The following is a 22,666-nucleotide window of genomic DNA, read 5'->3' as shown; positions in this document are numbered from 1 at the left end:
CTTCCCGCCTACCGCTCTCCGCCCCGGGCTCTTCCGAGCCACTGGCCGTATCGTCCGTTGGCGCAGCCATGCCTTCATGGCCACCATCCTCCGGGCAATCGGCTCCGGCTACAACGGATCCCGAAAGATGATCCACCACACCTTCACCCGACACGTCGTCATCGCGGATATCCAGGACACTACCCGCCCCAACATCCCCGACCGGCTTACCGGCGTCAGTTACAAACAATCCACTGGCGTCGAAATTCGCCGGAAGCAATTCATCCCTGATATCCGCCAAAAGACCATATGGATGGTTGCCGTCGTCATCTTCATCAACTTCATTACCCCCGCGGGGGCCAAATATAACGTAGAGATCACGCGCCCCGACACCCTTCGTGAGGTCGGCAAGATTTTTCCAATCTATGCTGGCGTCGTCCAACGACACGGCACTCACATCGTCATCAACGCCTTCGGCAACCGGGGCCTCGGCAACAGCTTTGTCCACAACCCCAAGATCAACCGTCCGCTCATCGCCGAAGCGATCATCGCCTGAGAGATCAAAGTCCGACCGCAGGCGACCCGCCTTTGTGACTGCCGCCAGTCTGTGATCATCCACGTGGCGGGACGCAGCGGCCTCATCGGCGGCATCCCCAATAATGGCGTCTTGTGCATCACGCACGAAAAGATTTTTAAATTTTGGAATTATAAGCTTAGGCCACAAAATTCGAACTCCGCTATCCGGGCAGCGAATTTAAAATCCGGTCTATCACGCTACGCGGCGCCAGCGCCACCCGCGCGCCGACAGCAAGCGGCTAGAGGTCCCGCCCGGATTGCAGATTTCTCTGACGCTCCCGCGTGTCCCTTTCGCGCCCAAACGCATCCTGAGCGATTTGATGCGTATGCTGCTCAAAACCATCGCCAGCGACTGGGTCAAGACCCTGCCGGGAAACAGTTGCAAGCGCCTCCCTGATGGGCATCGATCTGGAAAAATCTTTTTCCGGCCCCCGCTCATCGCCAATCTCGAGGCCACCAATCACCTGACGCATACCCTCGGAGGCATTCTCAATGCCTTCACGCGCCAACTTGCCAATGGCCTCGAAGCCTTCAGACAGTGGACCCGATCCTGCGACCTTGTCATCATCCATCGAAATTGCTCCTGAAAATTATCGCCAGCATTGTATGCTGCGCCAAAACCATTGTCACCGCACGGAAAGCCCCAAATTTAAAATCGGAGTAAAAATTGTCCATCACGCACTCTGAAATTCTCGAGATTCTTTTCGCGGAGAAACTCACCCCAAACGACTGGCCGGGGCCCATTTTCCAGGCCGGCACAATTTACCCATCCGTCGAGGAGCTCCGCAAAGCCTGTGTCAACGGTGAGCCCCCGCGTCCCCCTTGGGTTTTCGCGACCAGACCTGCCCGCTACGCACTCGACGCAGCGTCCCTCGTCCAGCATATCTTCCCCGACGGCATTCCTGATCCCGATAGAATTCCAGACGAAACGGCGGAGGCGCTGTCGAATCTCATCAAAGCCGTCGACCGGCTCGTTTCAACTCCAGGAATGGAGCGGTTGGTGCCAGATCGGGAACGTATCATCGTACTTGATGAAGAGACCTTCAAACAGTTAATTCTTGAAACAGTGAGCAATTGAATCACTTCGTCACATGCTTCAAACCCCAATAAAGCAGCCAACGGGCAATAATAAATGATCTCAAAAACATCGCGCCTGGCCTATGTCGCGCGGGCATTCTCCCGCCTTCTCAACCGAAAGCCGGAATTCGCAATGCTGCTCGCGCGTTATGCGGCTTCGAACGCGGAAGATTTTTCCCTTCCCCAGCCCGAGCCAGCCGACATCGCGCAGATCGAAGCCTACCATCTGACGCCAGATCCAATCATTCCCGTGTACTGCGGCAAAATTCTAGAACACGACGCATCTCCCATACCGGAGATCGAAGACGCAACTCCCAGCACATACCTTGCTGAGCTTCTGGCGCCAGATGCTCCCAACCTGCTCACCATCCTTTGCCACGCATATCTGGACCAGCACCTCACGAACATTCTCACGCTTGCTTCCTTCGGCGAGGAAGCCACGATGCGGGTTCATGCCTACCCGCTGGACGCCCTGGAGTTGCTCTCAGACACGAACGATGGCGCCACCACCGGCTTTCACAAAGCTGCCAATCTTCACGTCTGTGAGGAAATCCTCAGAACCGGCATCCTCCTGGAATCCACAATGCAGGCCACGAAGGATCCCATCACCGGAAAAACGGTCATTCAGTACATCGAGCCCGACATGTGGGGGGCGGATAGCTGCGCTTCCCCCAACGCCATTGCGTTGAACGCAGAGATCGTCAGCGCGCTGCGGGCTCCATCATGCCCCCGCCGCCAGACGCCCGAGCCGTCTGGCGTCCCCAACTACGTTCGTGAAGCCCTACACCCAACCATTGCGGCCGCCACCATGGCTACAGCCCGCGAAATCCCAGGGCTCCACCTCGCAGTCAGAACCAACTCTCCCAAGAACGCCGGGTCCTTCATATCATCCATGCTCGATGAGCAGGGGCTGATGCCCACCACGGTCAGCGCAGGGTCGAGCACCCACGCTCTCGCCGGGCTAATCGCCTTGCAGCTGTCCGAACTCCAGCGTGCAGGAGAACAGCCGGCGGCCGCTATCGTCGGCCCCGAAAACGATTTTCTGACCGCCGTAGAGACCTCCACCCTCGGCCAGATGCAAGCGCTTGACCACGCGCCTCCCCGACGCGCGCCCGTCGACCCTTTAGCCATGACCGAGCAGAAACTCGCGTTCGCAGTTCTTGCCGACAGGCTTCTAACCCCGGTAATTCACATCCTCGACGAAAAGACACCCATCAGCCAGCCACTCATCCGCATTCTGTCGGACGTCAGACCGCTCGCAATCGACACGGTTGCTCTTACCACTAACCAGATTGTTGAAATCGGAAGGCACTACGGGCTCGATGTCCCTCATCCCCTCGCTGAACGCCTCGCGGCGTTCACACCAAATGCGAATGACCTCGACGGTGTTATCCGCCTCGCGGCAATCAACCAGGACCTCAGCAATCTTGAAACAGACTGCCGGAGGCTGCTAACGGACCTCGGCTCCGTATGTGTGAAGCCTGTTGAGCCCCCGGACAGCTTCGACGTGCGATATGTCAACAGCACGTGCCCCATAGAGGATATTGTCTCGCGCCTTACACCTCTACGGGACAGCCCGATCGCCCTCCTGCTCCACGGTGCTCCTGGAACGAGCAAGACAAGCCTAGCACGGTACATCGGCAAGCAGATGCGCATGCCGGTTATGACTGTGAGAATGTCGGACATAGCAGGCCCCCATGTTGGAGACAACGAAAAAGGAATCCGACGCGCTTTCGAACAGGCCGCAACCGAAAAGCGGTTTTTGATCTTTGATGAGGCTGACTCCATCATCCGCCGCCGGAGCCTTGCCAGGAACTCCTGGGAGAAAAGCCAGACCAACGAAGCCCTGACCTGGATGGAAAGCCATCCAATTCCATTCGCCTGCACCACCAACTTCCTCGACGAGATCGACCCGGCTGCCGCACGGCGGTTCACCTTCAAATACGAGCTTCTTCCGATGCAGATCAACCAGGCCCGCCTTGCGTGGGAGAACATTCTCAAGCTCCCGCCTGATACGTTTCCGGAGAATGCGAATTTCGACGACGTCTCGATCTCGGACTTTGCTGGCGTCGCAAAGCAAATGCTCTTCCTTGGCCCGATGTCGCCTGCGGCCTGTCTCTCGGCCATTTCCCAGGAGCGCGATCAGCGTTGCGAAAAAAGCCACATTAAAATCGGCTTCACGTAACTGACAACAGGTCGCACCAGCGCATCCCGCTGATTCGAAACACATTTGTTAACGAAGAATGAAGTGCTGCAAAAATACCCTTTTAAATTAGCGCTATTTCATAATAGCGTGCCCGCACCCAGTAGCCCCCTCAAACCGGGACGCCAACGCCATGACGTACTTTCAACCTGAACACGGCTTCGCCGCCGCGAAAGCAGATCCAGCTTCCGCAAACGTTCCGCTTCAAGTTGATAGCCAGCCGCTGGCGACAATTCCCAGCCGGATGAAGGCCCTCGTTCAGGCAGGCCACGACCTTCGAGGGGTCGCAAAATCCCTCGGAATTTCCCGAAACAAAGCGGCGTTTCTCGCCTTCAGGGCAAAAATATCCCTGAAGCCAATGGCAACAAGACCCCCACCCTCCGCAAATTTTCATCCCACCCTTGTCTCCCGGCCGTCTGACCACGTGCACGCCTTCACCGGCGAGGAGGTTTCGGTTCTCCGCGACCTGATTGCGAGACAAGGGTGCTCAATCGAAACTGCCGCGCGCACCATGACCATCATGGCGCGCCGTCCCATCACACAAGAAGAGATCATTTCTGCCTGCCATGCCCTTGAAATCCGCCTGCAGGCATCCATTCGGCACGCGTCAGTTGCCTCACCTTCCCACAGAGCCCCCATCACACTCCATTCAGCGCCAGAACCTGCGCCCACAGCCGAAGAGGTCTCTGTGCCGCGCCTGAGCCAAGCCCAACACGGTGTTTCCATCATGGCTCTTGCAAGCAGCCATTGCCGCTCGGTCATCGGCCGCAACACTCGCGGCCTTCCCCTCTATTGCGCACAGGACAAGAAGCCCGGCTCGTCCTTCTGTCCCTCATGCCACTCCAGGTTCTTCGTACCGCCACCAGTCGTCGAACGTCCACGACCGCGTGCCGCGTTCGAATGCAGTGACGAAACGCCTGTCAACCGTTACCGCGCCGTTGCACGAGCCATGCAGGCTCGAAAGGCCACGCGAACATAGCCACCGCGCCCACATCTCCCCCTGTTCTCAATTCCCACGTCGGGGTATCTTAGAACAACGATCCCCCGGAGTTTTTAAGAAAATGCTTTCAATTTCCAACGAAATTCGCGAACTGCTTTCAGACAACGCCACCAGGGCAAAGGCGGATCCCAATTTTGATCCCATCCCGCATCTCAAACTGTTCACTCCCTGGGCACGTTGCACCTGGCTGATCACCGAGAGCGACTCCAAAGACCCCAACCTCGTTTACGGCCTCGCCGACCTTGGAAATGGCGAACCTGAATTTGGGGCGATCAACCTCCACGAGATCCTGAGCCTCACGGGCCCTCAGGGAATGCTCGTCGAAGTTGATAAATATTGGGAGCCAAAGCACCCAATTTCAGTATATATCGAAAATGCGCAAAAGGCTGGCCGGATCATTTTCTGAGCTGCCTTAATTCCCCAGAGGCAGAAATGAAATTCCGCATATTTATAGCGCTTGCTTCAGCGTCACTCGCCGGTTGCGCGAGTGACGGGCCTACCAGGGTCACAACCACCAGCCCCCCGAAGTGCTTCTTCGACTCAAATCATAACAGACAGCGGTGTTCTGATGCGCTGGCAGCAGGTGGATACGCACAGGCGGATCCCAGAGCCTACCGGCGGACGATCAATACCCCGAACCCGCTGGTCAACGCGCTCTACGGAACCAGCAACCCACGCGTCGCGGGCTACGCCTACGGCTATGACGCCCGGTTTGAAGCCGGATACCGAACCGCGAGCCGTTTTGACACCACCGTTTATAATAAAGGTATTGGCGAATGAAGGCTGCGGCTTCCATACTGATCGCTCTTGGCCTCACCGCCTGCTCTTCCCAACAGGGCAATCTGACACCTCCAGCGCTGTCGACACCTCCCGACATCCCTGGAGCGTATTACGACCAGAACCTGCCAGCGCCCCACTTCGTCGACCGCCGGCCTCACACCGTTGTCGAATACGAAGCCCTTCCCCCACGAGACGCCGGGCACCCGCCCCGCAATCGCCACACATCCACTTGCGCACCAGACATATCCGCTGCTGTCTGCGAGGACTGGATGCGCCATCGAAGCGGGAAATAATTTCCAGGAAGGTACCGCCAAACCAGCGCCTCTCACACAAACCTGCCCACGACCTACGGCGGCATGCCCATGACACTTCTCTTAAAATTCGTGGACCGCCGGCTCGAAATAACCGTGCACGAAGAAACCCTGATCTTCGACGCAGAAGAATCCAGCATCATCCACGCCGCCTTCGAAGCACTCGATCCACACGACGTCTACGACGACCCGCACTTCGCTCTCCACATGGAAAGAACACGCCCGAGTTCGGACTACGTCCGCATCAACGGACGACGGATCACACGCGCATCAGCCCAGAAACTGGAGGAGGCTCTGACGCGTTTGCGCCCCTTTATTATCGACGAGAGATATCAGCTCGTGGTTCTGACAATCGAAACAATGCACTGAAATCCACCTCGGCCCGCCCAAAGAAGCATGGGCCAAAAAAAACCGCCCCAACCGGGCGGTTTCTCATTTTCCCTGCCGCGATGCATCACCGGCCGGACGCCACACTCCCGTATTTTTGCTGGGCCTGACTCGTAGCCTCAGAAAAGAAATTGGGCGACGTTCCCACGTCCGCAGTCGGCACGCAGTTGGGGTTGCAGGAGTAAGACTCCCTCGTGTCCCCCTTCTGAACGCGCACAATCCGCGCTTTGGCGGGCCCAACGGTTACCAAGCTCTCACCAATCACCTTCCCTTCCTTGTCTAGCAGGATGAAATTTGTGGAACCGTAGGCCTTGCCGGTCACCAACAGGGTTCCCTTCCCCACCTGGACCGCGTCCGCGATCGACGAATTTCCGACGAGAACGGAATTAATCGCCTCCGGGCCACGCACCAGCATCGCCTGATCCATTACAACGCTGATCGCGGTACGCGCGCTTCGCTTTTGCGCCGGCTCCGGTAGAATATCAGCCTTCCCAACTGCACTCGTATCCTGTTGTCCGGATTTTGGAGCCTGGGCTTGTGCCTGCGCCAGCCCGCCCCCACAGATCAGCGACACGAGCGCCAACGATACGTGCGCAACTACCTTGAATTTAACCGACACCATGCGGGCCACCATCATTATGCATTTGAAATCCGACATCCGGACCGATAGCCAGCGACACCCTGACCCACGACATCGGTCGAATAACCCTCAATACCATATTTAAATTCACATCTGCCTGATATTTTTTCCGAGATTAATGCGCGACAACACCGCTTCCGGTGCACTTTCTGACAGAACGTCGCAGTAAGAAAAAATCCGGGCTCGGGCGTTGACCCCCTTTTTTTTAGCGAATATTCCTCATAGCAAGGTCGGTGCAAACCACAGGGTCCGGCCCGGCAGAGCAAACCCACACCCCAAGAGGCTACCCGATGAAATATGTCCGCAACCTGAAAAAGATTCTCAATGACGACTCCGGCGCAACCGCAATCGAGTACGGCCTTATGGCTGGCCTGATCGCCGTCGTGATCATCGGCGCTGTCACCACCCTCGGCGGAAGCCTCCGCGATGCTTTCACGACCATCAACACGGCCGTTACCGGCGCCGCCACCACCTGACGTTTTCGCCGCAGAGATGCAGGTACCAAGGAAGGGCAAATTTGCCCTTCCTTTTTTTATGGCATCATTACTCCCTGCCGTATAATTATCTTGATGCAGTTTTTCCGAACGATCTCCACGTCCATTTTTCAGGAAAACGATTATGAGTTTTGCCCGATCGTCTTTGAGGGCTGCGACTGCCATCGCAATCGTAGTCGCCATTACCGGTGCGGTGCGGCTATATCCGGCAATCGCCAATCACTTTCAGCCCGCACCGACCGATGCCCCCGCCGTCCCGCACCAGCACCTAAGCGAGGTCACCCGGTTCCGGAAGCTCGCTCCTCCCCCGACCATGGTTGGAGCACCCGTTTTCATGACCGGCCCGTTTGCAGGGCGATTTCCAAACCGCGAATGGGTCCGTCAGACCAATTTACAGCTCAATGCGATCGGCTTCGGCGACATCGACCCCTGTGAAAATCGTACCAAGGGTCGCTCCTACGCGTATATGGCCGACTGCGACGGCCGCCTGAAGATAGTGAGCGACATGTACGCCGCTGCAGCCTTTGTCGCCGGGCTTCACCCCGAACCAGAAGTGGCCGAAGACCTGCCCCAACGCGGCCGCGTTCCCGATATTGTTGACAGCACTGTCCCCCTTCGCCTGCAGACATATGGCGGCCTCTTCAACGGCTCCGCCAACGGCGCTACCCAAATCAACACATCGATTTCGGGACTGGACAGTCAGACTGCTCTCAATGACCCGGTCCCATTCACTGCATCAAGGAGCGCCATACCCCACCTCCTCCCCCAACCGGGGATGATGGTTGCCGACCCACTTCCCCAAGTCGCGGGCGCCGGGCCGCTGCAGCGAAACCACCGGTCCAGTCCCCCAGCTCCGGCGCCATCCCACCAAGCGAGGCCGCAGGTCGTCCAGGTTGACTCTATCGAAAAGGTGGAACGCCCCCGGATTACTGACTACCTGCCGGCCCCGGCAGATAGTTCGAGAACGCCCGCTAAAAGCACTGAAAGCGGCGGGAGACCGGCATTTTCGCCGATTTAATCATATTTTTAGTGCGCTATTTTTGTTATTCTCACCCTCGGTAATTTCGTATAAACGAAATTAATTGTCCTAAATTCGCCCAACTCATCCGCTGCGGAGTCAGCCGTGCAAAACAGCTTTCCCCTCCTCGTCACATGCAGTCTCGTCGCTCTGACGCTCAACACCGCGGCGAGCATCGCGAACCAGCCCCAGCGAGCCATGACGCTCCCTGGGGGCGAGACCCGGGTGGTCGCCCCGCCTCCTCTGATGATCGAGGCGGGCGACTGGGATGCCCCGTCAACAACAACCAGTCTTTTCGGGGAACAGCAGAAACCGCCAGCGCAATATGCGCCGCCTCGACCTGCGGCCGCGCACCCAGCGCTGCCGGCCACACGACCTCAACCAGCCCCCGCAACCGGGCCAAATGCAGTGGCGCCTAAGGCGCTTGTCGACAACACGGTCGACTCCGCATCAAAGCCAGCCGCCGCCCCCTCAAAGGCAAAACCCGGCTCTTCCAACCCTGCAAAGATTGGACCTGTGGCAGGCGCGTCGACAGCCGTGGATATCGGCCCTGTCGTCAAGTCGCTGGGCATCATCCCAGCCGGGAAGCTCCCGCCTGAAATATCCACGCCAGATATAAAGCAGCCTTCCCCTCAAAATCGCGCAACCATAAAACCCGCTTCATCGTCGCAAGCGAAGCAGGCCCCGAGGTTCACAGGCTCGGAAGGGCGCGCGAAACCAGTCGACCTTGCGGCCCTCAAGTCCGCTGGAACTGCCGTCGGCGATATCCTCGACATATCCCGCCGGTTTGATGACTGGACGCTCGCATGCGCCCTTCGCCTTGATATCAACGAACGTGTTTGTTCGATCCAGCAGACAATCGACAGGGGTGCCGACGGCTCGATTGAATGGAAGATCGCCACAACGTCGGAAGGCAAGGCTGTCGTCGTATTCTCGTTTGACGACACGGTTGAGCCGTCGTCCGGCTTCACCGTCGGCATCTCTGGCTTCGAGAAAAAGATCCCTGCAACGGAGTGGGCCTGCAAAACCGGAAAATGCGAGACGTCCATGCTCATCATTGGACCGGTCGCCGGCTGGTTCTCCGAAAATCCAAAAATCTCGTTCGCCTATTCCCGCAGTGGCAAACAGCAAACGCTAAATGCCTCTATGGCCGGCTTCCAGAAGGCTATGACCGCGTCCCACAACCCTTTGGGCACACGACCGCAAGACGCCACCGTTGACGTCAAGCCGAAGTCCGAAAAAACAGCCCTGGCCCGGTGAACATGCTCCACAGTCTCCCATATCCACAGATCGCCGGTCTCGCCATCTTCTGCATCCTGATGGCGACTGCAGCACTCCAGGATATCGTTCAGATGAAAATCTCGGACATTATCCCTGTGGCGCTTATTGCCATGTTTGCGGTTACGCCCCTCCCGGAGCCAGTCACGTGGGCCGGCGCTGGCTGGCGCATTGCAATCGCTCTCGCGATTTTTTTCGCATTCGCTGGCGTCAATTTCTTCAACCTGATGGCCGGAGGCGATGTCAAGCTGATCACAGCTGCTTCACTCTGGTTTGAACCCGGCTACGGGACCTTCACATTTGTTGTCCTCACCACTGTATGTGGAGGACTACTAGCCTTGGCACATATCGCCCTTCGGGCTTTGCCTTTGCCTGTGGCGCTCCATCGTCTTGCATGGATTGGCGCGATTCAAGCAGGCCAAAATGTCATTCCGTACGGTGTCGGAATCGCCATTGGCGGAGTAGTCGCCCAGTTTATCCTCCTGGAGCAACTGGGACGGTAAGCCGCCAAGTTTTTAACTACGCTTGATTTTTTCTTATAACCCTTTCAGACGGGGCCGATATGAAGTCGACCAGAAGCTTGACCTACGCTGTGGCCCTAGTCGCGTTTTCAGGCGCGGCATTCCTGGTGGGGCGTAATTCCACAGCACCCGTGCCAGCGCCGATGGCGCCAATCGCTGCGCCACAACAGGCGCCCGAGAAAATGATCGAGATTCTCCTCGCCGGAAAAGCGCTTCCAATGGGCAAGCGACTTGCGACGGATGATATTATCTGGGCAAATTGGCCGGAAGCACACCGCCCACCAAACTCAATCACGCGAACCGAACGTCCGACTGCGATTGAGGATTTTCAGGGCGTCCTCGTTCGCCAGAACATCGTTCCGGGCGAAACTGTCACTTCCGACCGCTTCATTCTGGACAAAACCAAATCATTTCTTTCGGCTCTCCTTCTCCCTGGCATGCGCGCCGTCGCCATTCCGGCCACTCCGGTGGACACCGCTGGCGGTTTCATCCTTCCCGGCGACCGCGTCGACATCCTCCAGGTGGTGGCCGGCGCAAACGGCAAAACAAATGCCGAGCCGCTCATCACAAACGTGAAGGTTCTTGCCGTCGGCAACGAAACCCGCGAGCCGGAGGGCCAGAAAACAATTCTCGGCTCCACCCTAACGGTCGAAGTCTTCCCCGATCAGGCCGAATTGATTGCACGTGTGCAAAAATTATCCGGCTTGACGATGTCCCTCCGCCCTTTCAGCGGGGACACAGGCCAATCTCCCGAGACGCCAAAGCCTGACCAAGCTGCAAAAAAAGAAGAACAGGCCATTCGCATCATTCGCAATGGCGTCGTGACAAGTCCGGCTCGCTGAGAAGGCAACCATGACCAATCATACCGCTCGCAAATCGGCCGCCGTCGCCGGCATCCTCGCAATTCTCACGGGATCCCACGCATTCGCGCAGACCGCGCCCATCATGGCCTACGGCGAGAAAACGCCAGGCTACCACTCCGGTAACCAGGTTCACGTCCACCGAGGAGGAAACCAGTCCATCCACGTTGGCGTCGGACGAAGCGAAGTCATCGACCTTCCCAAAGACGCAGGTGACATTTTCATCGCCAACCCGACTGTGGTCAACGCGGTTATCAAATCCGCACGGCGTCTATTCCTGGTAGGCGTGAACACCGGCACCACAGCCATCTATGTGATGGACGCAAACGGAAACCGCTTCGTAAATCTTGATGTGACCGTCACCCAAGACCTCACCATTTTGCGGGAGGTCCTCCGCCAGACACTGCCCACCGCGACTATCCAACCTTCGGTTGTCGGCAACATGATCGTGTTGCGAGGGCAAGTCGACACCCCTCTCGATGCCGACCGCGCAGTCGAGATGGCGAACGCGTTCCTCAATGGCGCCCAAGCGAATGCTACAGCCGCTGCTGGCGGCACAGCCATGGTCGGAGGACCACCCCAGCAGCAGCGCAGCAGGGTCATCAACTCCCTGACAATCAAGACCAAAGAGCAAGTCATGCTCCGGGTCACGATCGCCGAAGTGAACCGCAACGTCCTCAAACAGCTCGGACTCAAAACCGACGGCCGCTGGATGGTTGGCGACACCGCGCTGAATTGGCTTAGCCCTCCAACCGGTCTCTTTAACACCATCACGACGAACGCCGCGTCCGTCGCCGGCCAAAGCCGCGGCCTCGCAGCTGACGGAGCCGCGCGAAACTCCCGCAGCGTCACCTTCAACGCCATGGAGCAGAACGGGCTCGCAAGGTTGCTCGCAGAGCCTACGCTCGTCGCGCAATCTGGTGAAGCCGCGAAGTTCAAGGTGGGTGGTGAAGTCCCTGTCCCGCAGCCCAGCACCGCTGCCTCCGGTGGCGGCACCGCTGCGCCGACCGTCGAGTTCAAGGATTTCGGCATCAACCTTGAATTTACCCCCGTCGTGCTCGGGCCGGGGCGCATTTCTCTGAAAGTCCGCACCGAGGTCTCAGATATCGACACATCGATCGGCATCAACATTCCCGTGTCGACGGACGGAACAACCATGATGGTTCCTGGCTTCAGATCACGCTCATCCGAGACCACGGTTGAACTCCCAAGTGGTGCAAGCCTCATGACCGCTGGACTGATCCAGCAGAACTCCCGCACCTCGCTCGGGGGCGTTCCAGGCGTATCAAGCCTCCCCGTTATCGGCGCTCTGGCGCGATCGCGTGACTACACGCGTCAGGAATCCGAGTTGATGATCACTGTCACCCCCTATCTCGCCAAAAGCGTCAACGGCACAGAAATCCCGCGCCCAGACAAAGGACTGCGCGAAGCATCGGATGTCGCCGGCGTCGCCCTCGGTCAAATCAATGCCGTCAATGCGACCAGACGCGCAAAACCGTCAACCGACCCACTCGCCGGCGCCGGCTTCATCGTCAAGTGACGGAGAGCACCATGCAAAAAATCGCTGCATTCACCATCCTCTCCTCCCTTGCGTTGTCGGGCTGCGCTGGCTTGCAAGAGAGCAACCCGCCACTGTACCCAACCGATTACAAGGAGCGGTTCAAGATCGAGCTGATGAATGCGCCGCAGGAGATGGAGATCTATCCCCTGCAGCACACGGGACTGGACCCAGACCAGCGGAAACGGCTCGCTTCCTATGCCGCGGCCTACCGTCGTTTCGGAAAGAGCGTTGTAACCGTATCCGTTCCAACAGGACCAGACGGCAAGGTCACCGCGCGAACGGCCGCCCACACCAAACGTGTGCTTGATGTCCTTCATGCCAACGGCGTGGCCAAGGGAAATATCCACGGACAAACCTATCTCCCGGACAATCCCCTGGCGCTGAACCCGGTTAAAATCACCTATTCACGACCGACGGCGGGTGTGGCCGCAAAATGCGGTCTCTGGACCGATGACGTCGGCTTTGCCTCCGTCGGCACCGACATCGAGAACCTCCCCTACTACAACCTTGGCTGTGCAACACAAACGGCAGTAGCGAAGCAAATTGCAGATCCAATGGACGTTGTCCGCCATCAACAGGAGACGCCCGCCGACGCCGCGCGCTCAACCACTGTCCTGAATGCATGGCGCACACGTGGGCCGTCCTCGGCATCTTCCGGGACTTCGCCTGGCGGCTCAACGACCTCAGCGATGCCCTCCTCGTCCTCGACCAGCAGCCGGTGAGACCCATGTCCGACACACGCTTCATCACAGTCCCACGCATTACAATCGACGGCTGGTACCTCACGCCTGAAACGAAAAAAGCGGTCGAAGAGGTGATGCGCGCCCGTCAGATGGTTCGCCTCAAATCCCATTCGATCGAACCCGGCGGCATAGTCGAAGCGATCAAGCACTACGTGGATGCCGGCGCCCCCGACGTCCTCATTGTCGAGACACGCGGCGGCCAGGACGAAATCCTTGAGCAACTCGTAAATCTTTCAAAAACGACTGTCGTCACGTCAAAAGTCGTCTCCAAGGTCATCGTGATCGGCTCGGTCAATGACATCAACTTCTATAGGCGTCTCCTCACTGAAGGAATTGCCGCGTACCTCGTCGGCCCACCAACAGCAGAAGCGCTGCTGGACTCGATTGTCCGCATCTACGACAATGAGAACCGAAAGCGCGGCAACATCATCGCCGTTATCGGCGCTTCCGGAGGCGCAGGAACCTCCTGCCTTGCTCAGAACGTCGCCTGGCAACTGGCAGAAAAGCACGGCCAGAAGACCTTGCTGGTTGATGCCGATCTCGCATTCGGTTCCTGTGGCCTGAACCTGGACACCACGGCCGAGCAGGACATCGGAGATGCTCTTGATGCCGACCGGGTCGACGCCCAGTTTCTCAGCAAAATTTTCGCACCGATAACTGACAATCTCGACCTTCTGGCCTCTCCGTCCACCGTCGGCCGACTCTACGCAACAACGCCGGAGAAAATCGAACCAATCATCGACGCGATACGCGAAGCCTCGACACTCGCCGTCATCGACCTCCCGCACCAATGGAATGTGTGGACCAACAACATCCTGAAAACCGCCAAGGAAGTCATCGTCGTCACAACGCCTGACCTGGCCAGCCTGCAGAACGCGCGAAACATCATCAAACAAATCGCGCTCTACCGCTCCGACGTCACGCCTCCGATCTACGTGATCAACGGTGTCGGCATGTCCCGGCGCCAAGAGGTAAAACCGGAAGCCTTCGTCGAAGCAATAGGGCTCGAGCCCGCGGCGATCGTCCCTCATGAGTCTCGCCTTTTCTCACAGGCGATGAACGACGGCAAACCCGTCGCCTTCATTGAAGACAGCAGCGCACCCGCAAAGCAGTTCGACGAAATCTGCAAAATCGTTCTTGCGTCGATCGGTGCTGGCACAGAAACCTCCCGCTTCCAGCCATCGAACGCCACCCACGAATTCACTCTGTTGGCCAAGGTTCGCGGCAGTTTGCAACAGAGCAAGAACCGAACGACCACACTGGATCAGAGCGACACCGACAGACAGGAACCACGCCTTGGTCTTCTCTCCCGCCTTCTCCGGCGCCGCAAACCGGCGCTCCAGTAGAGCCGGACCACCAGGAACTCCAGCACACCCTTAAAACGAGAAGGTCAGGCCCATGCTTTTCGCACCAAAATCTTCCGACACCGAACTCCCGAACAATGCGAAGAGCGGCACAGCTTCGGCGAGAGAACTGGCAACACCGGCAGCCGACCCGTCAGTCGGCGACGGGACCAGAAGCCCCGCTCACCTCCAGACGAAGAAGGAAATCAAGGCAAACGTCATCAAGACCTTCAATCAGCAGCTGGGGGCGCTTGACCCATCCCACCCGGAGTCAGAGCGGCGCAAACTGGTCGAACAGCAGGTGCGCGAAGTGATCGTACGCCTTAACGTCAACCTGACAGCCGACCACACCGCGCTCATGATCAAAGATATCCAGAACGATATTCTTGGATACGGCCCCCTCGAGCCCCTGCTAGCGCGGGACGACATCGCTGACATCATGGTCAACGGTCTCAACAGCACATACATCAAAGTTGGCGGCCGCAACATTCCCGCAAACACGCCCTTCGCTGATGAACAAGAGTTGCTCCAGATCGCCCAGCGAATGGCCAGCGGCGTGGGGAAAAACGTCGACACCGCCAACCCTATTGTCGACGCACGTCTGCCTGACGGCTCGCGCATCAACATCACACTTCCACCCGTAGCCATTGACGGGCCAACAATCACAATCCGAAAGTTTTCCAAGAACCGGATCCGCCTGGACGACCTCGTGCGTCTCAAAGCAATTTGCGAAAACGGCGCCAAAGTCCTCCATGTCCTTGGAAAGATCCGATGCAATATCATTGTTTCGGGCGGCACCGGGTCGGGAAAGACCACACTCCTCAACTGCCTCACCGAGGCGATTGATCCAAGCGAACGCACCATCACCTGCGAAGACACTGCAGAACTCATGCTCCTTCAGGATCATGTGCTCCGCATGGAGACAAGGACAGCAAACGCAGAGGGCAAAGGCGCCATCACGATGGAGCACCTGGTCCGCAACTGCCTGCGTCAGACTCCCGACAGGATCGTCGTCGGTGAAGTCCGTGGCCCGGAGGCATTCGACCTCCTCCAGGCCATGAACACCGGTCACGATGGCAGTATGGGCACACTCCACGCCAATACACCCCGCGACGCTATCAGCCGCCTAGAATCCATGGTGATGATGGGGCAGCCCAATCTCCGTTCTGAAGTAATCCAGAAGCACATCCAATCCGCCGTCCATATTATCGTCCAGACCCAGCGTCTGCACGACGGATCGCGAAAAATCACCCACATCACAGAGGTTGGAAACCTGGAGAACGGTACCATCACTCTCCAGGATCTCGTAAAGTTCGAGATTGAAGGGGACGGCCCAAAAGACACCATCGTGGGCCGCCACTACTCCCTCGGGATCACGAAGCCAATCTGTTATGAGAAAGCCAAATACTTCAAGGTTCATGACGAACTATCCGCTGCGTTGAAAGCTATGCCCACCGCTGACCCCCGAGGATGACATGGCCTCCACGATTGAATTCTTCGCCAACAATTCGCTCGCGTTCTTGCTCTGTCTGGCCGCTGCCGGCGTCATTTTTTTTCTCCAATTTCAGCCGACCTTTGGCGCCGAGACACCCGCCTCGCGGCGCCTGAAAACCCTTACGAAGAACGCAGCGATCCAGACCAAGAAACGCCAGCGCCTAAGCGCAACCGAGCGCCGCCGTCAACTCATAGCCGATGGCGTCAAACAGCTCGAAGCAGACCAACAGCAAAGGTCCTCCGATATCTCCGTTCTAATCGAACAGGCTGGCCTGCCCTGGACCACGAAACAATTTCATCTATCGAGCATCGTCATTGGCGCGCTGGCAGCCATCAGCGTTCTTATCCTCTCAAAGAATATATTTGTCGCCGCGATCGCTGGCGCGGTCATTGGCTACTTCGCGCTGCGCGTGTACGCAAACCGCCGACGTGCGAAGCGCTTCGCAAGTTTTATCGACGAGTTGCCAAACGCACTCGATATCGTCGTCCGCGGCACCATGGTGGGCCAACACCCAAACGCCTGCTTCCGGACCATCGCAAGAGACGCCAAGGAACCCCTCCGTACGGAATTCGCGATCGTATGCGACGCTCAATCCGTCGGCCGGCCGCTTTCCGAGGCGCTGGTTAACCTCGCCGCGCGGATACCGTGCGCCGAAACCAACTTTCTCGCCATCGCCGTGACAGTGACCTCCGCACACGGTGGCAGCCTCGCAGAGCCCATTCGGAACCTCTCAGCCACATTGCGCGACCGCAAGGCGATGCGCGGCGAAATCGCCGCACTCAGCATGGAAGGCAAAGTGTCCGCAGCCATTATCTGTCCGCTGCCCATATTCTTTATCGGCCTGGTTTACATCGTATCGCCTGAATTCATCGTCCCGCTCTTCACAACCAACACGGGCATCATGGTCGCTGTAGCCTCCAGCCTCTGGATGGCGATCGGCGGTTTCCTCATGATCAAAATGTCCAACGTGACCATCTGAGGCCCGCCATGAATGAAGCAATCATCGGAATATTCATTGTCGTCGCGATTGCCGCCATACTTGCGAACTATCTCCCCTCCCTCACCCGGAGGGAGGTAGCCGCCCGGCGGCTCGCGGAAGTGATCGATGCCGGCCGCAACGACGGCGCCATCAAACGCCCTTCAACCCACAGCCAGTTTATCGAAAACCTCTCAGCGTACGCAGTCCAGCGTCTTCAGCTCCACAATCACCTCAGCCCGAAGGATTTCCGCGAAAAGCTGTTTCGCGCCGGTTACCGCACCGAGAGTGCGGAGACCATCTTCCTTTTTGCCCGCTTCTGCTCACCGATCGTCCTGGCTATCATTGCAGTGACCTACCTGTTCGGCTTTAAAGTCGTCGATTGGCCCCCCTTGCTTCGGGTCCTCACTGTCATCGGGGCAGCCTTTTTTGGGCTAAAGCTCCCCGAAATCATCATTGCGAATACGACCCAAAAGCGATTGGCGGAATTTTCCAAAGTTTGGCCGGACGCACTTGACCTCCTCGTGATCCTTGTCGAATCCGGCATGACGGTCGAGGTGGCCCTCCGGAAAGTGACCCACAACATCTCCCTCCAATCCCGCAGCTTCGCCGCAGAACTCAACTACCTGATTGCCGAGTTGTCCCATCTGCCCAATCGCACAGACGCCTACGCAAATTTCGCGCAGCGCATCCCGATCCCGGCCGTGCAGTCAACAACCACGGCCCTGATCCAGGCGGAGATGTCGGGCACCAGCGTTGCATCCGCACTGCGAACCATGGCAGCCGAAAGCCGCAACGAACGTATGCAGGCAGCGAAAAAGAAAGCCGCCGGTATGGGGCCCAAACTTTCCATGCTCATCGTGCTGTTTTTCGTTCCTGCCTTCGTGACCATCATCGTGGTTCCCGCCCTCATCAACGCGTTCGGCTGGAAATAGCCACCGCAAAAAAAATCTGCTAAAAATATTCCCACGCTTTTTTTCGAACCGGAGCTGCGGTTAAAACCCGGCTCCATCCTTTAATTCCACGGATAATTCATGTACCCGAAATCCAAACAGCTATTTGCACGGCCCGCGTTTGCGCTCATGCTCAGCATTACCATGTCCGGCTGCATCACCGCACAAGGCGGCAAGGAAACAACCACAGACGCCGCCGCCCTGACACAAACCCAACTCAGCGCGCGGGCTGAAAAGCAGAGCGCTACTTACAAGCAAGAGCCACAAGACGTCGCCAATGCGGTTTCATATGCCGAAACACTAGGCGCCATGAACCGCCACGAGCAGCAATCCGCGGTGCTCGAAAAACTCGTAATGAACCACCCGACCACCCCCGAAATACTCGCCGCATACGGGAAGTCGCTCATTGCCATCGGAGAGTACGCCCGCGCAGACCAGGTGCTAACGCAGGCGTTCATGCCAGACGCACCAGACTGGCGAACACTCTCCGCACGGGGCGTCGCCAACGACAAACTCGGGAACCATAAGCAGGCCCAGCAACTCTATGAAGCGGCCCTCCGGGTGAAGCCGGACGACCCTTCCGTCCTGACCAACCTGGGGCTCTCATACGCCTACCAGCGTAACTACGGAAACGCAGAGGTCTACTTGCGACAGGCTCTGGCACAGCCCGGCTCCGACCCACGGATCCAGCAGAATCTTGCCATCGTCCTCGGTCTTCAGGGGAAACGGAGCGCTGAAAAATCCGTCCTCTCATCTGTTACAACCACGGAGGGCGCAACTAACGCCATGGCCGCGGTGGACAATTTGAAGACAGCACGTCAGGCCTCACCACGATCCGCCGGTCCCTGACCACCCTGCGCATACATCAGCGCCGTTTACGGCGTCGCCGGCGACCACATGGCCCCAGAATTCGTTTATTTTCCTCCACGAGATTGAATTGGATCAGGGCATCGCGTAGATTTTCGAAAATGCCAAAGGCTACGCGCATGTTGAAATTTCACCCTCAACTCATCTCCGACCGAATTCGTCTGGCGCTTTCTCTCCTGCGCTGCGGCTACACGCCCACGAGCGCCGCAATCCGGGCTTCCGTGACCGAGGCGGAGCTGACCTACTGGCAGGAACACGATGACAACGGCTTGCTTCCCAGAGAGGCCCAACGGCCCAAGAAAATGCACTGACGCGGCGCCAGCTTTCCGCCGGCAAACGCCACAAACGCCCGACCACAGTTTTCAGACCTGGCCTTCGTCAGTATCTCCTCTCGAAGACGCGGGCCCGCGGACACCCCACCCTGGCTCTGAGAACGTCGGCACGGTCCATCGATACCCCATGTAGGGTGCCGCGTTCATTTTTGGTTGGGCAACTCTCGTTCTTGTCGAGGAAATTTATCGTGGCGCATAGAGTCGACGAAACCCGTCTCCTGGCAATTCTCAATGACAGCAATCTCACCGACCTTTCCCCTGACCAGCGCAAGGCTGCCCTGCGCTGCCTGATGTCTGGCGCGGATCAATATCTCCAAACCCTCGACATGCCGTCCGGAGAGTATGTTGTCTCCCTCGAGCACCCGCGGGTCGGTATCGTCAGAATCCCGGTGAGCCCGTCGGCACTTCGAGGTACCATCGGTTCAATCCTCGACGTTGCACAGTCACTCATCGAAACCGCGGCAGAAATTGCCGCATCGGGCTCGATCGACCCCCGATCATTTGACACCACCGACGACTACGAGGGAGCGCTCAAGCGCCGCGTCCTGGGCTTCCAGATCATATCGGTCTGCAACACGGCAGATCTGATCCGTTGGGATGTCAGCGGCCACCATGAGCCCAACAAGCCATTCATGCTGTCTATCGACGCCCACGACCGCGAGGATGCGGAATTTCAGGCACGCTGGACCGAGACACTCGCTTCAACATCGGCGCCCCTGACCGTTGAACGCCTGCCCCAGTTCATGGAGGCGGCCTATCGCCTGAAGATCATTGCCGCCGACCCCAAACCCATTGAGCTTCTGGAGCTCGCGGCTACCGCCCTCGACCTGGTGCGCACCATTCGAACTTCACCGGAAAGCAAGTCGATATCAGCCCTCATGGATACCGACGCGTTTCAAGCCCTCGAGACCCTCCTCGCACGAGCCGCGCGCATCCCCGACACCCCTTCCCCAGTCGTAAACCATGACACTCCTGAGGCCGAAAGCACGGTCCCAACCGAACCGCAGAACCACATCAACGTGCCATGCGACAGGCCACTGGATACCGATCCAGCTCCAACGGATTATGGCCCCGACCCAAGCCGCTCTGGCATCACCCACAACGAAGACACAGCAATCAGCCCGCACGCCCCTGAAGCGCCTGCGTCTCCGTCACCACTCGAACCTACCGGCATCCCCACGTCTTTGCCTACTCATGCCGCTGACGCGCCACGCCGGGAGCCGCAAACGGGGGAACTGAAGGAGCCTATAAACATTTTCTGAAATCCGTCCGTTCCTTGAATCCAACCGCCACCCACACGCCTGCGAAGGTAGACATCAGGTTCATTCACAATTAAGCTTATTGCATTCGGTCGAAGCCATCGCCTCGGCCACCAACATAGGCCCGACATGCTTGGTCGAATTTGTCTAACAGGTTTTGTCGGCCTAATGGCGTTGGGGGCGTCCTGCGAGGACACGCGTTCATTCAGCTACAGCAGCATGAAATTCGATTTTGTCGTTATGGCCAAATGCCTCGACCCCAGAAAAATCGACCTCCGCAGGGGATTTGACGAAACCTGCAGCACTATTTCAAAGATGGTCGATTTCAAATCGACTTTCTATCGCCCATCCAGCCAATCATCTCAGAACAGGAATTTCTTCACGGGCCAGGCGCAGACCCATACGCGCACATTTGCCTCGATCCCGGCGATTCCCCGCGCGCAAACCACCAGTTATTCATCCGGCGCCCGCGTCATACATATGCAGTAAGAGACCGTTTGAGAATGCTCAAGGATGTACGATCCGCCGCAGCATGAGGCTTCCGAGCGCGACATGGATCATGGCTTCGGAGACGTCGAGGCGCACTTCATAGTCTCTGACGAGGCGCTTCCACCGGGTCATCCAGCCGAAGGTTCGCTCGACGACCCATCGCCTTGGCAGCACCTTGAAGCCGGATTGTTTGTCAGTGCGGCGAACGACCTCGAGGACGAAATCGTGATATGCAGCGGCGTCCATGAGGCGGGTGCGATCGTAGGCTCCGTCGGCGAACAAATGCTTGAGCCAGGGCCAGCGCTTGCGGATAGCCGCGACGATGTGTTGGGCGCCGGCGCTGTCGGAGATGTCGGCAGTTGTGAGATTGACCATCAGCAGCCTCCCATCTGTATCGACAGCGATGTGGCGCTTGCGACCGAACACCTTCTTTCCGGCGTCGAAACCGCGCTTTTCCGCCGTCGGCGCCTTGATGGACTGGCTGTCCACGATCGCTGCGGTCGGGCTTTGCTCCCGCCCCTCACGCTCCCGATCAAGCATGAGCGCGACGTCATGGATCGTTCTGAACAGGAAGCGACGAACGAACCGCCGGAACCACCAGTAGACTGTCTGCCAGGGCGGGAAATCGTTAGGCAGCATCCGCCAGCCGCCGCCCGTCCGGGCCAGGTAGCGTAGCGCGTCGAGCACTTCGCGGAGGTCGGTCTTCGGCTTGCGCCCGCGCGTCGGCACCGACGGCAGAAACGGCGCGATGAAGCCCCACTCATCATCGGTCAGGTCAGTCGGGTAGCGCTTCGCGCGCTTCTCAAATCCAGCCATCCGGCTACGGCTCGCTCGGGTCCACATCCCAAGCTTGAATCACACCGCAGAAATCGCCTCAACCCATTCTCAAACGGTCTCTAATATGCTTTGAGGCCGCGCCTCAGCGGAACTGCATCCTGTAAAATCCCCCACACGCTTCCAATTTCCAACGCGCGCCACTGCGCCGTCAAACCCCTCCCACGTTCTCCGGTTCCTCCGACACGCGTCCTTCCAGACGCAGGTCCCGTCGCGCACGGCATCACGTCCTCACGCGCGCTCTCCACGCGATCTCCAACGCATACAGGCACAAAAAAGGGCCCGCTGGACGCTGCGGGCCCCGAAACACCAATTCCGTGGACAGGGCTCCTCAGAAGCCCATACCGACCCGGATCTGCTGCCCCCAATCGTCGCCGATATAGACGCCAATGGCCGAGTTCCAGGCACCCCAGGTGGTCTGATATCGTCCGTTTGTTCCGTCCCACGCAGTCAATCCAGGATTTGATATCGGGTTCGAATCGAATCCATTCACGCGTCGATTTCCATAGCCGCCCCCCGTGCCGAAATCCTGCCAGCCGAGACAACCAACATTGCAGTAAATCAAATTGAAGCCTGAATTTGCCCAACCACCCAGCGGCCGAGGCTGAATCCAGATGTCCGCACACGCCTGGTGCCGCGCGACAAACAGGGTGAGATTCCGCGACAATCTGGGTGAGACGCTGTGGTGGG

At 58.1% G+C, this 22,666-nt stretch carries 25 protein-coding genes; 21 read left to right on the top strand and 4 right to left on the bottom strand.

The annotated features are described in order from the left end of the window. Positions 1 to 76: 76 nt before the first annotated feature. Positions 77 to 535 (top strand): hypothetical protein, encoded by a 459-nt coding sequence (locus tag IE243_RS18115; RefSeq protein WP_191320791.1) that lies wholly within the window; start codon positions 77 to 79, stop codon positions 533 to 535. A 259-nt stretch (positions 536 to 794) separates the two neighbouring features. Here IE243_RS18115 and IE243_RS18110 read toward each other — a convergent pair whose 3' ends face one another. Next, positions 795 to 1,127 carry a hypothetical protein gene (locus IE243_RS18110; RefSeq protein ID WP_191320790.1) on the bottom strand — a complete coding sequence of 111 codons (333 nt, stop codon included), beginning with the start codon at positions 1,125 to 1,127 and terminating at the stop codon, positions 795 to 797. A 95-nt stretch (positions 1,128 to 1,222) separates the two neighbouring features. On the opposite strand from IE243_RS18110, the gene IE243_RS18105 reads away from it, so the two are divergent. The 5 genes from IE243_RS18105 (at position 1,223) to IE243_RS18085 (ending at position 6,295) form a co-directional block, all read left to right on the top strand. Next, positions 1,223 to 1,633, top strand: coding sequence for a hypothetical protein (locus IE243_RS18105; RefSeq protein WP_191320789.1), 411 nt, complete (start codon positions 1,223 to 1,225; stop codon positions 1,631 to 1,633). A 54-nt stretch (positions 1,634 to 1,687) separates the two neighbouring features. Next, positions 1,688 to 3,817, top strand: a complete 2,130-nt coding sequence (locus IE243_RS18100; RefSeq protein ID WP_191320788.1) for an ATP-binding protein — start codon at positions 1,688 to 1,690, stop codon at positions 3,815 to 3,817. A 151-nt stretch (positions 3,818 to 3,968) separates the two neighbouring features. Then, positions 3,969 to 4,814, top strand: coding sequence for a hypothetical protein (locus tag IE243_RS18095; protein WP_191320787.1), 846 nt, complete (start codon positions 3,969 to 3,971; stop codon positions 4,812 to 4,814). A gap of 82 nt (positions 4,815 to 4,896) precedes the next feature. Continuing rightward, the gene (locus IE243_RS18090; RefSeq protein ID WP_191320786.1) at positions 4,897 to 5,241 is read left to right on the top strand and encodes a DUF2958 domain-containing protein; all 345 of its coding nucleotides are present in this window, start codon (positions 4,897 to 4,899) and stop codon (positions 5,239 to 5,241) included. A 736-nt stretch (positions 5,242 to 5,977) separates the two neighbouring features. Then, a complete protein-coding gene (locus IE243_RS18085; RefSeq protein ID WP_191320785.1) occupies positions 5,978 to 6,295 on the top strand; it encodes a hypothetical protein in 318 nt (105 codons plus the stop codon). An 85-nt stretch (positions 6,296 to 6,380) separates the two neighbouring features. Here IE243_RS18085 and IE243_RS18080 read toward each other — a convergent pair whose 3' ends face one another. Then, positions 6,381 to 6,971, bottom strand: a complete 591-nt coding sequence (locus IE243_RS18080) for a pilus assembly protein N-terminal domain-containing protein (protein WP_191320784.1) — start codon at positions 6,969 to 6,971, stop codon at positions 6,381 to 6,383. A gap of 272 nt (positions 6,972 to 7,243) precedes the next feature. Here IE243_RS18080 and IE243_RS18075 point away from each other — a divergent pair, with 272 nt between their 5' ends. The 15 genes from IE243_RS18075 to IE243_RS18005 all read left to right on the top strand — a co-directional run bounded on the left by IE243_RS18075 (position 7,244) and on the right by IE243_RS18005 (position 21,142). Then, complete coding sequence (locus IE243_RS18075; protein WP_191320783.1) at positions 7,244 to 7,429, top strand: Flp family type IVb pilin; 186 nt, start codon at positions 7,244 to 7,246, stop codon at positions 7,427 to 7,429. 352 nt (positions 7,430 to 7,781) lie between these two features. Continuing rightward, the gene (locus tag IE243_RS18070) at positions 7,782 to 8,465 is read left to right on the top strand and encodes a hypothetical protein (protein WP_191320782.1); all 684 of its coding nucleotides are present in this window, start codon (positions 7,782 to 7,784) and stop codon (positions 8,463 to 8,465) included. 105 nt (positions 8,466 to 8,570) lie between these two features. Further along, positions 8,571 to 9,725, top strand: a complete 1,155-nt coding sequence (locus IE243_RS18065) for an invasion associated locus B family protein (RefSeq protein WP_191320781.1) — start codon at positions 8,571 to 8,573, stop codon at positions 9,723 to 9,725. 2 nt (positions 9,726 to 9,727) lie between these two features. Then, positions 9,728 to 10,246 (top strand): A24 family peptidase, encoded by a 519-nt coding sequence (locus IE243_RS18060; protein ID WP_191320780.1) that lies wholly within the window; start codon positions 9,728 to 9,730, stop codon positions 10,244 to 10,246. Positions 10,247 to 10,305: 59 nt separating this feature from the next. Then, positions 10,306 to 11,106 carry a Flp pilus assembly protein CpaB gene (gene cpaB, locus IE243_RS18055; protein WP_191320779.1) on the top strand — a complete coding sequence of 267 codons (801 nt, stop codon included), beginning with the start codon at positions 10,306 to 10,308 and terminating at the stop codon, positions 11,104 to 11,106. 10 nt (positions 11,107 to 11,116) lie between these two features. Then, a complete protein-coding gene (locus tag IE243_RS18050; RefSeq protein ID WP_191320778.1) occupies positions 11,117 to 12,664 on the top strand; it encodes a type II and III secretion system protein family protein in 1,548 nt (515 codons plus the stop codon). A gap of 11 nt (positions 12,665 to 12,675) precedes the next feature. After that, the gene (locus IE243_RS18045; protein ID WP_191320777.1) at positions 12,676 to 13,407 is read left to right on the top strand and encodes a CpaD family pilus assembly protein; all 732 of its coding nucleotides are present in this window, start codon (positions 12,676 to 12,678) and stop codon (positions 13,405 to 13,407) included. Continuing rightward, positions 13,308 to 14,774, top strand: a complete 1,467-nt coding sequence (locus tag IE243_RS18040; protein ID WP_191320776.1) for a CpaE/TadZ family protein — start codon at positions 13,308 to 13,310, stop codon at positions 14,772 to 14,774. Before IE243_RS18045 ends, IE243_RS18040 begins: the two co-directional genes overlap by 100 nt. Positions 14,775 to 14,826: 52 nt before the next feature. Further along, positions 14,827 to 16,245 carry a TadA family conjugal transfer-associated ATPase gene (locus IE243_RS18035; RefSeq protein WP_191320775.1) on the top strand — a complete coding sequence of 473 codons (1,419 nt, stop codon included), beginning with the start codon at positions 14,827 to 14,829 and terminating at the stop codon, positions 16,243 to 16,245. Between the two features lies 1 nt (position 16,246). Beyond that, positions 16,247 to 17,245: a type II secretion system F family protein gene (locus tag IE243_RS18030; protein WP_191320774.1), complete on the top strand. Its 999-nt coding sequence runs from the start codon at positions 16,247 to 16,249 to the stop codon at positions 17,243 to 17,245. Between the two features lie 8 nt (positions 17,246 to 17,253). Continuing rightward, the gene (locus IE243_RS18025; RefSeq protein ID WP_191320773.1) at positions 17,254 to 18,177 is read left to right on the top strand and encodes a type II secretion system F family protein; all 924 of its coding nucleotides are present in this window, start codon (positions 17,254 to 17,256) and stop codon (positions 18,175 to 18,177) included. Positions 18,178 to 18,276: 99 nt separating this feature from the next. Further along, positions 18,277 to 19,044, top strand: coding sequence for a tetratricopeptide repeat protein (locus IE243_RS18020; protein WP_191320772.1), 768 nt, complete (start codon positions 18,277 to 18,279; stop codon positions 19,042 to 19,044). A gap of 137 nt (positions 19,045 to 19,181) precedes the next feature. After that, complete coding sequence (locus IE243_RS18015; protein ID WP_191320771.1) at positions 19,182 to 19,373, top strand: hypothetical protein; 192 nt, start codon at positions 19,182 to 19,184, stop codon at positions 19,371 to 19,373. Between the two features lie 209 nt (positions 19,374 to 19,582). Beyond that, complete coding sequence (locus IE243_RS18010) at positions 19,583 to 20,656, top strand: hypothetical protein (protein ID WP_191320770.1); 1,074 nt, start codon at positions 19,583 to 19,585, stop codon at positions 20,654 to 20,656. Positions 20,657 to 20,872: 216 nt separating this feature from the next. Next, positions 20,873 to 21,142 (top strand): hypothetical protein, encoded by a 270-nt coding sequence (locus IE243_RS18005; RefSeq protein ID WP_191320769.1) that lies wholly within the window; start codon positions 20,873 to 20,875, stop codon positions 21,140 to 21,142. A gap of 18 nt (positions 21,143 to 21,160) precedes the next feature. On the opposite strand, the gene IE243_RS18000 is transcribed toward IE243_RS18005, so the two are convergent. Further along, on the bottom strand, positions 21,161 to 21,985 hold the full coding sequence (locus tag IE243_RS18000) for an IS5 family transposase (RefSeq protein WP_191320768.1): 825 nt from the start codon (positions 21,983 to 21,985) through the stop codon (positions 21,161 to 21,163). 322 nt (positions 21,986 to 22,307) lie between these two features. Next, on the bottom strand, positions 22,308 to 22,666 hold a 359-nt coding region (locus tag IE243_RS17995; RefSeq protein ID WP_210319901.1), incomplete at its 5' end, for a hypothetical protein.

This window comes from Camelimonas fluminis (assembly GCF_014656355.1).
In the GTDB taxonomy this organism is placed as follows: domain Bacteria; phylum Pseudomonadota; class Alphaproteobacteria; order Rhizobiales; family Beijerinckiaceae; genus Camelimonas; species Camelimonas fluminis.
Note: the sequence above shows the minus strand (reverse complement) of the source record. Positions and strands in the feature narration are given on the sequence as shown.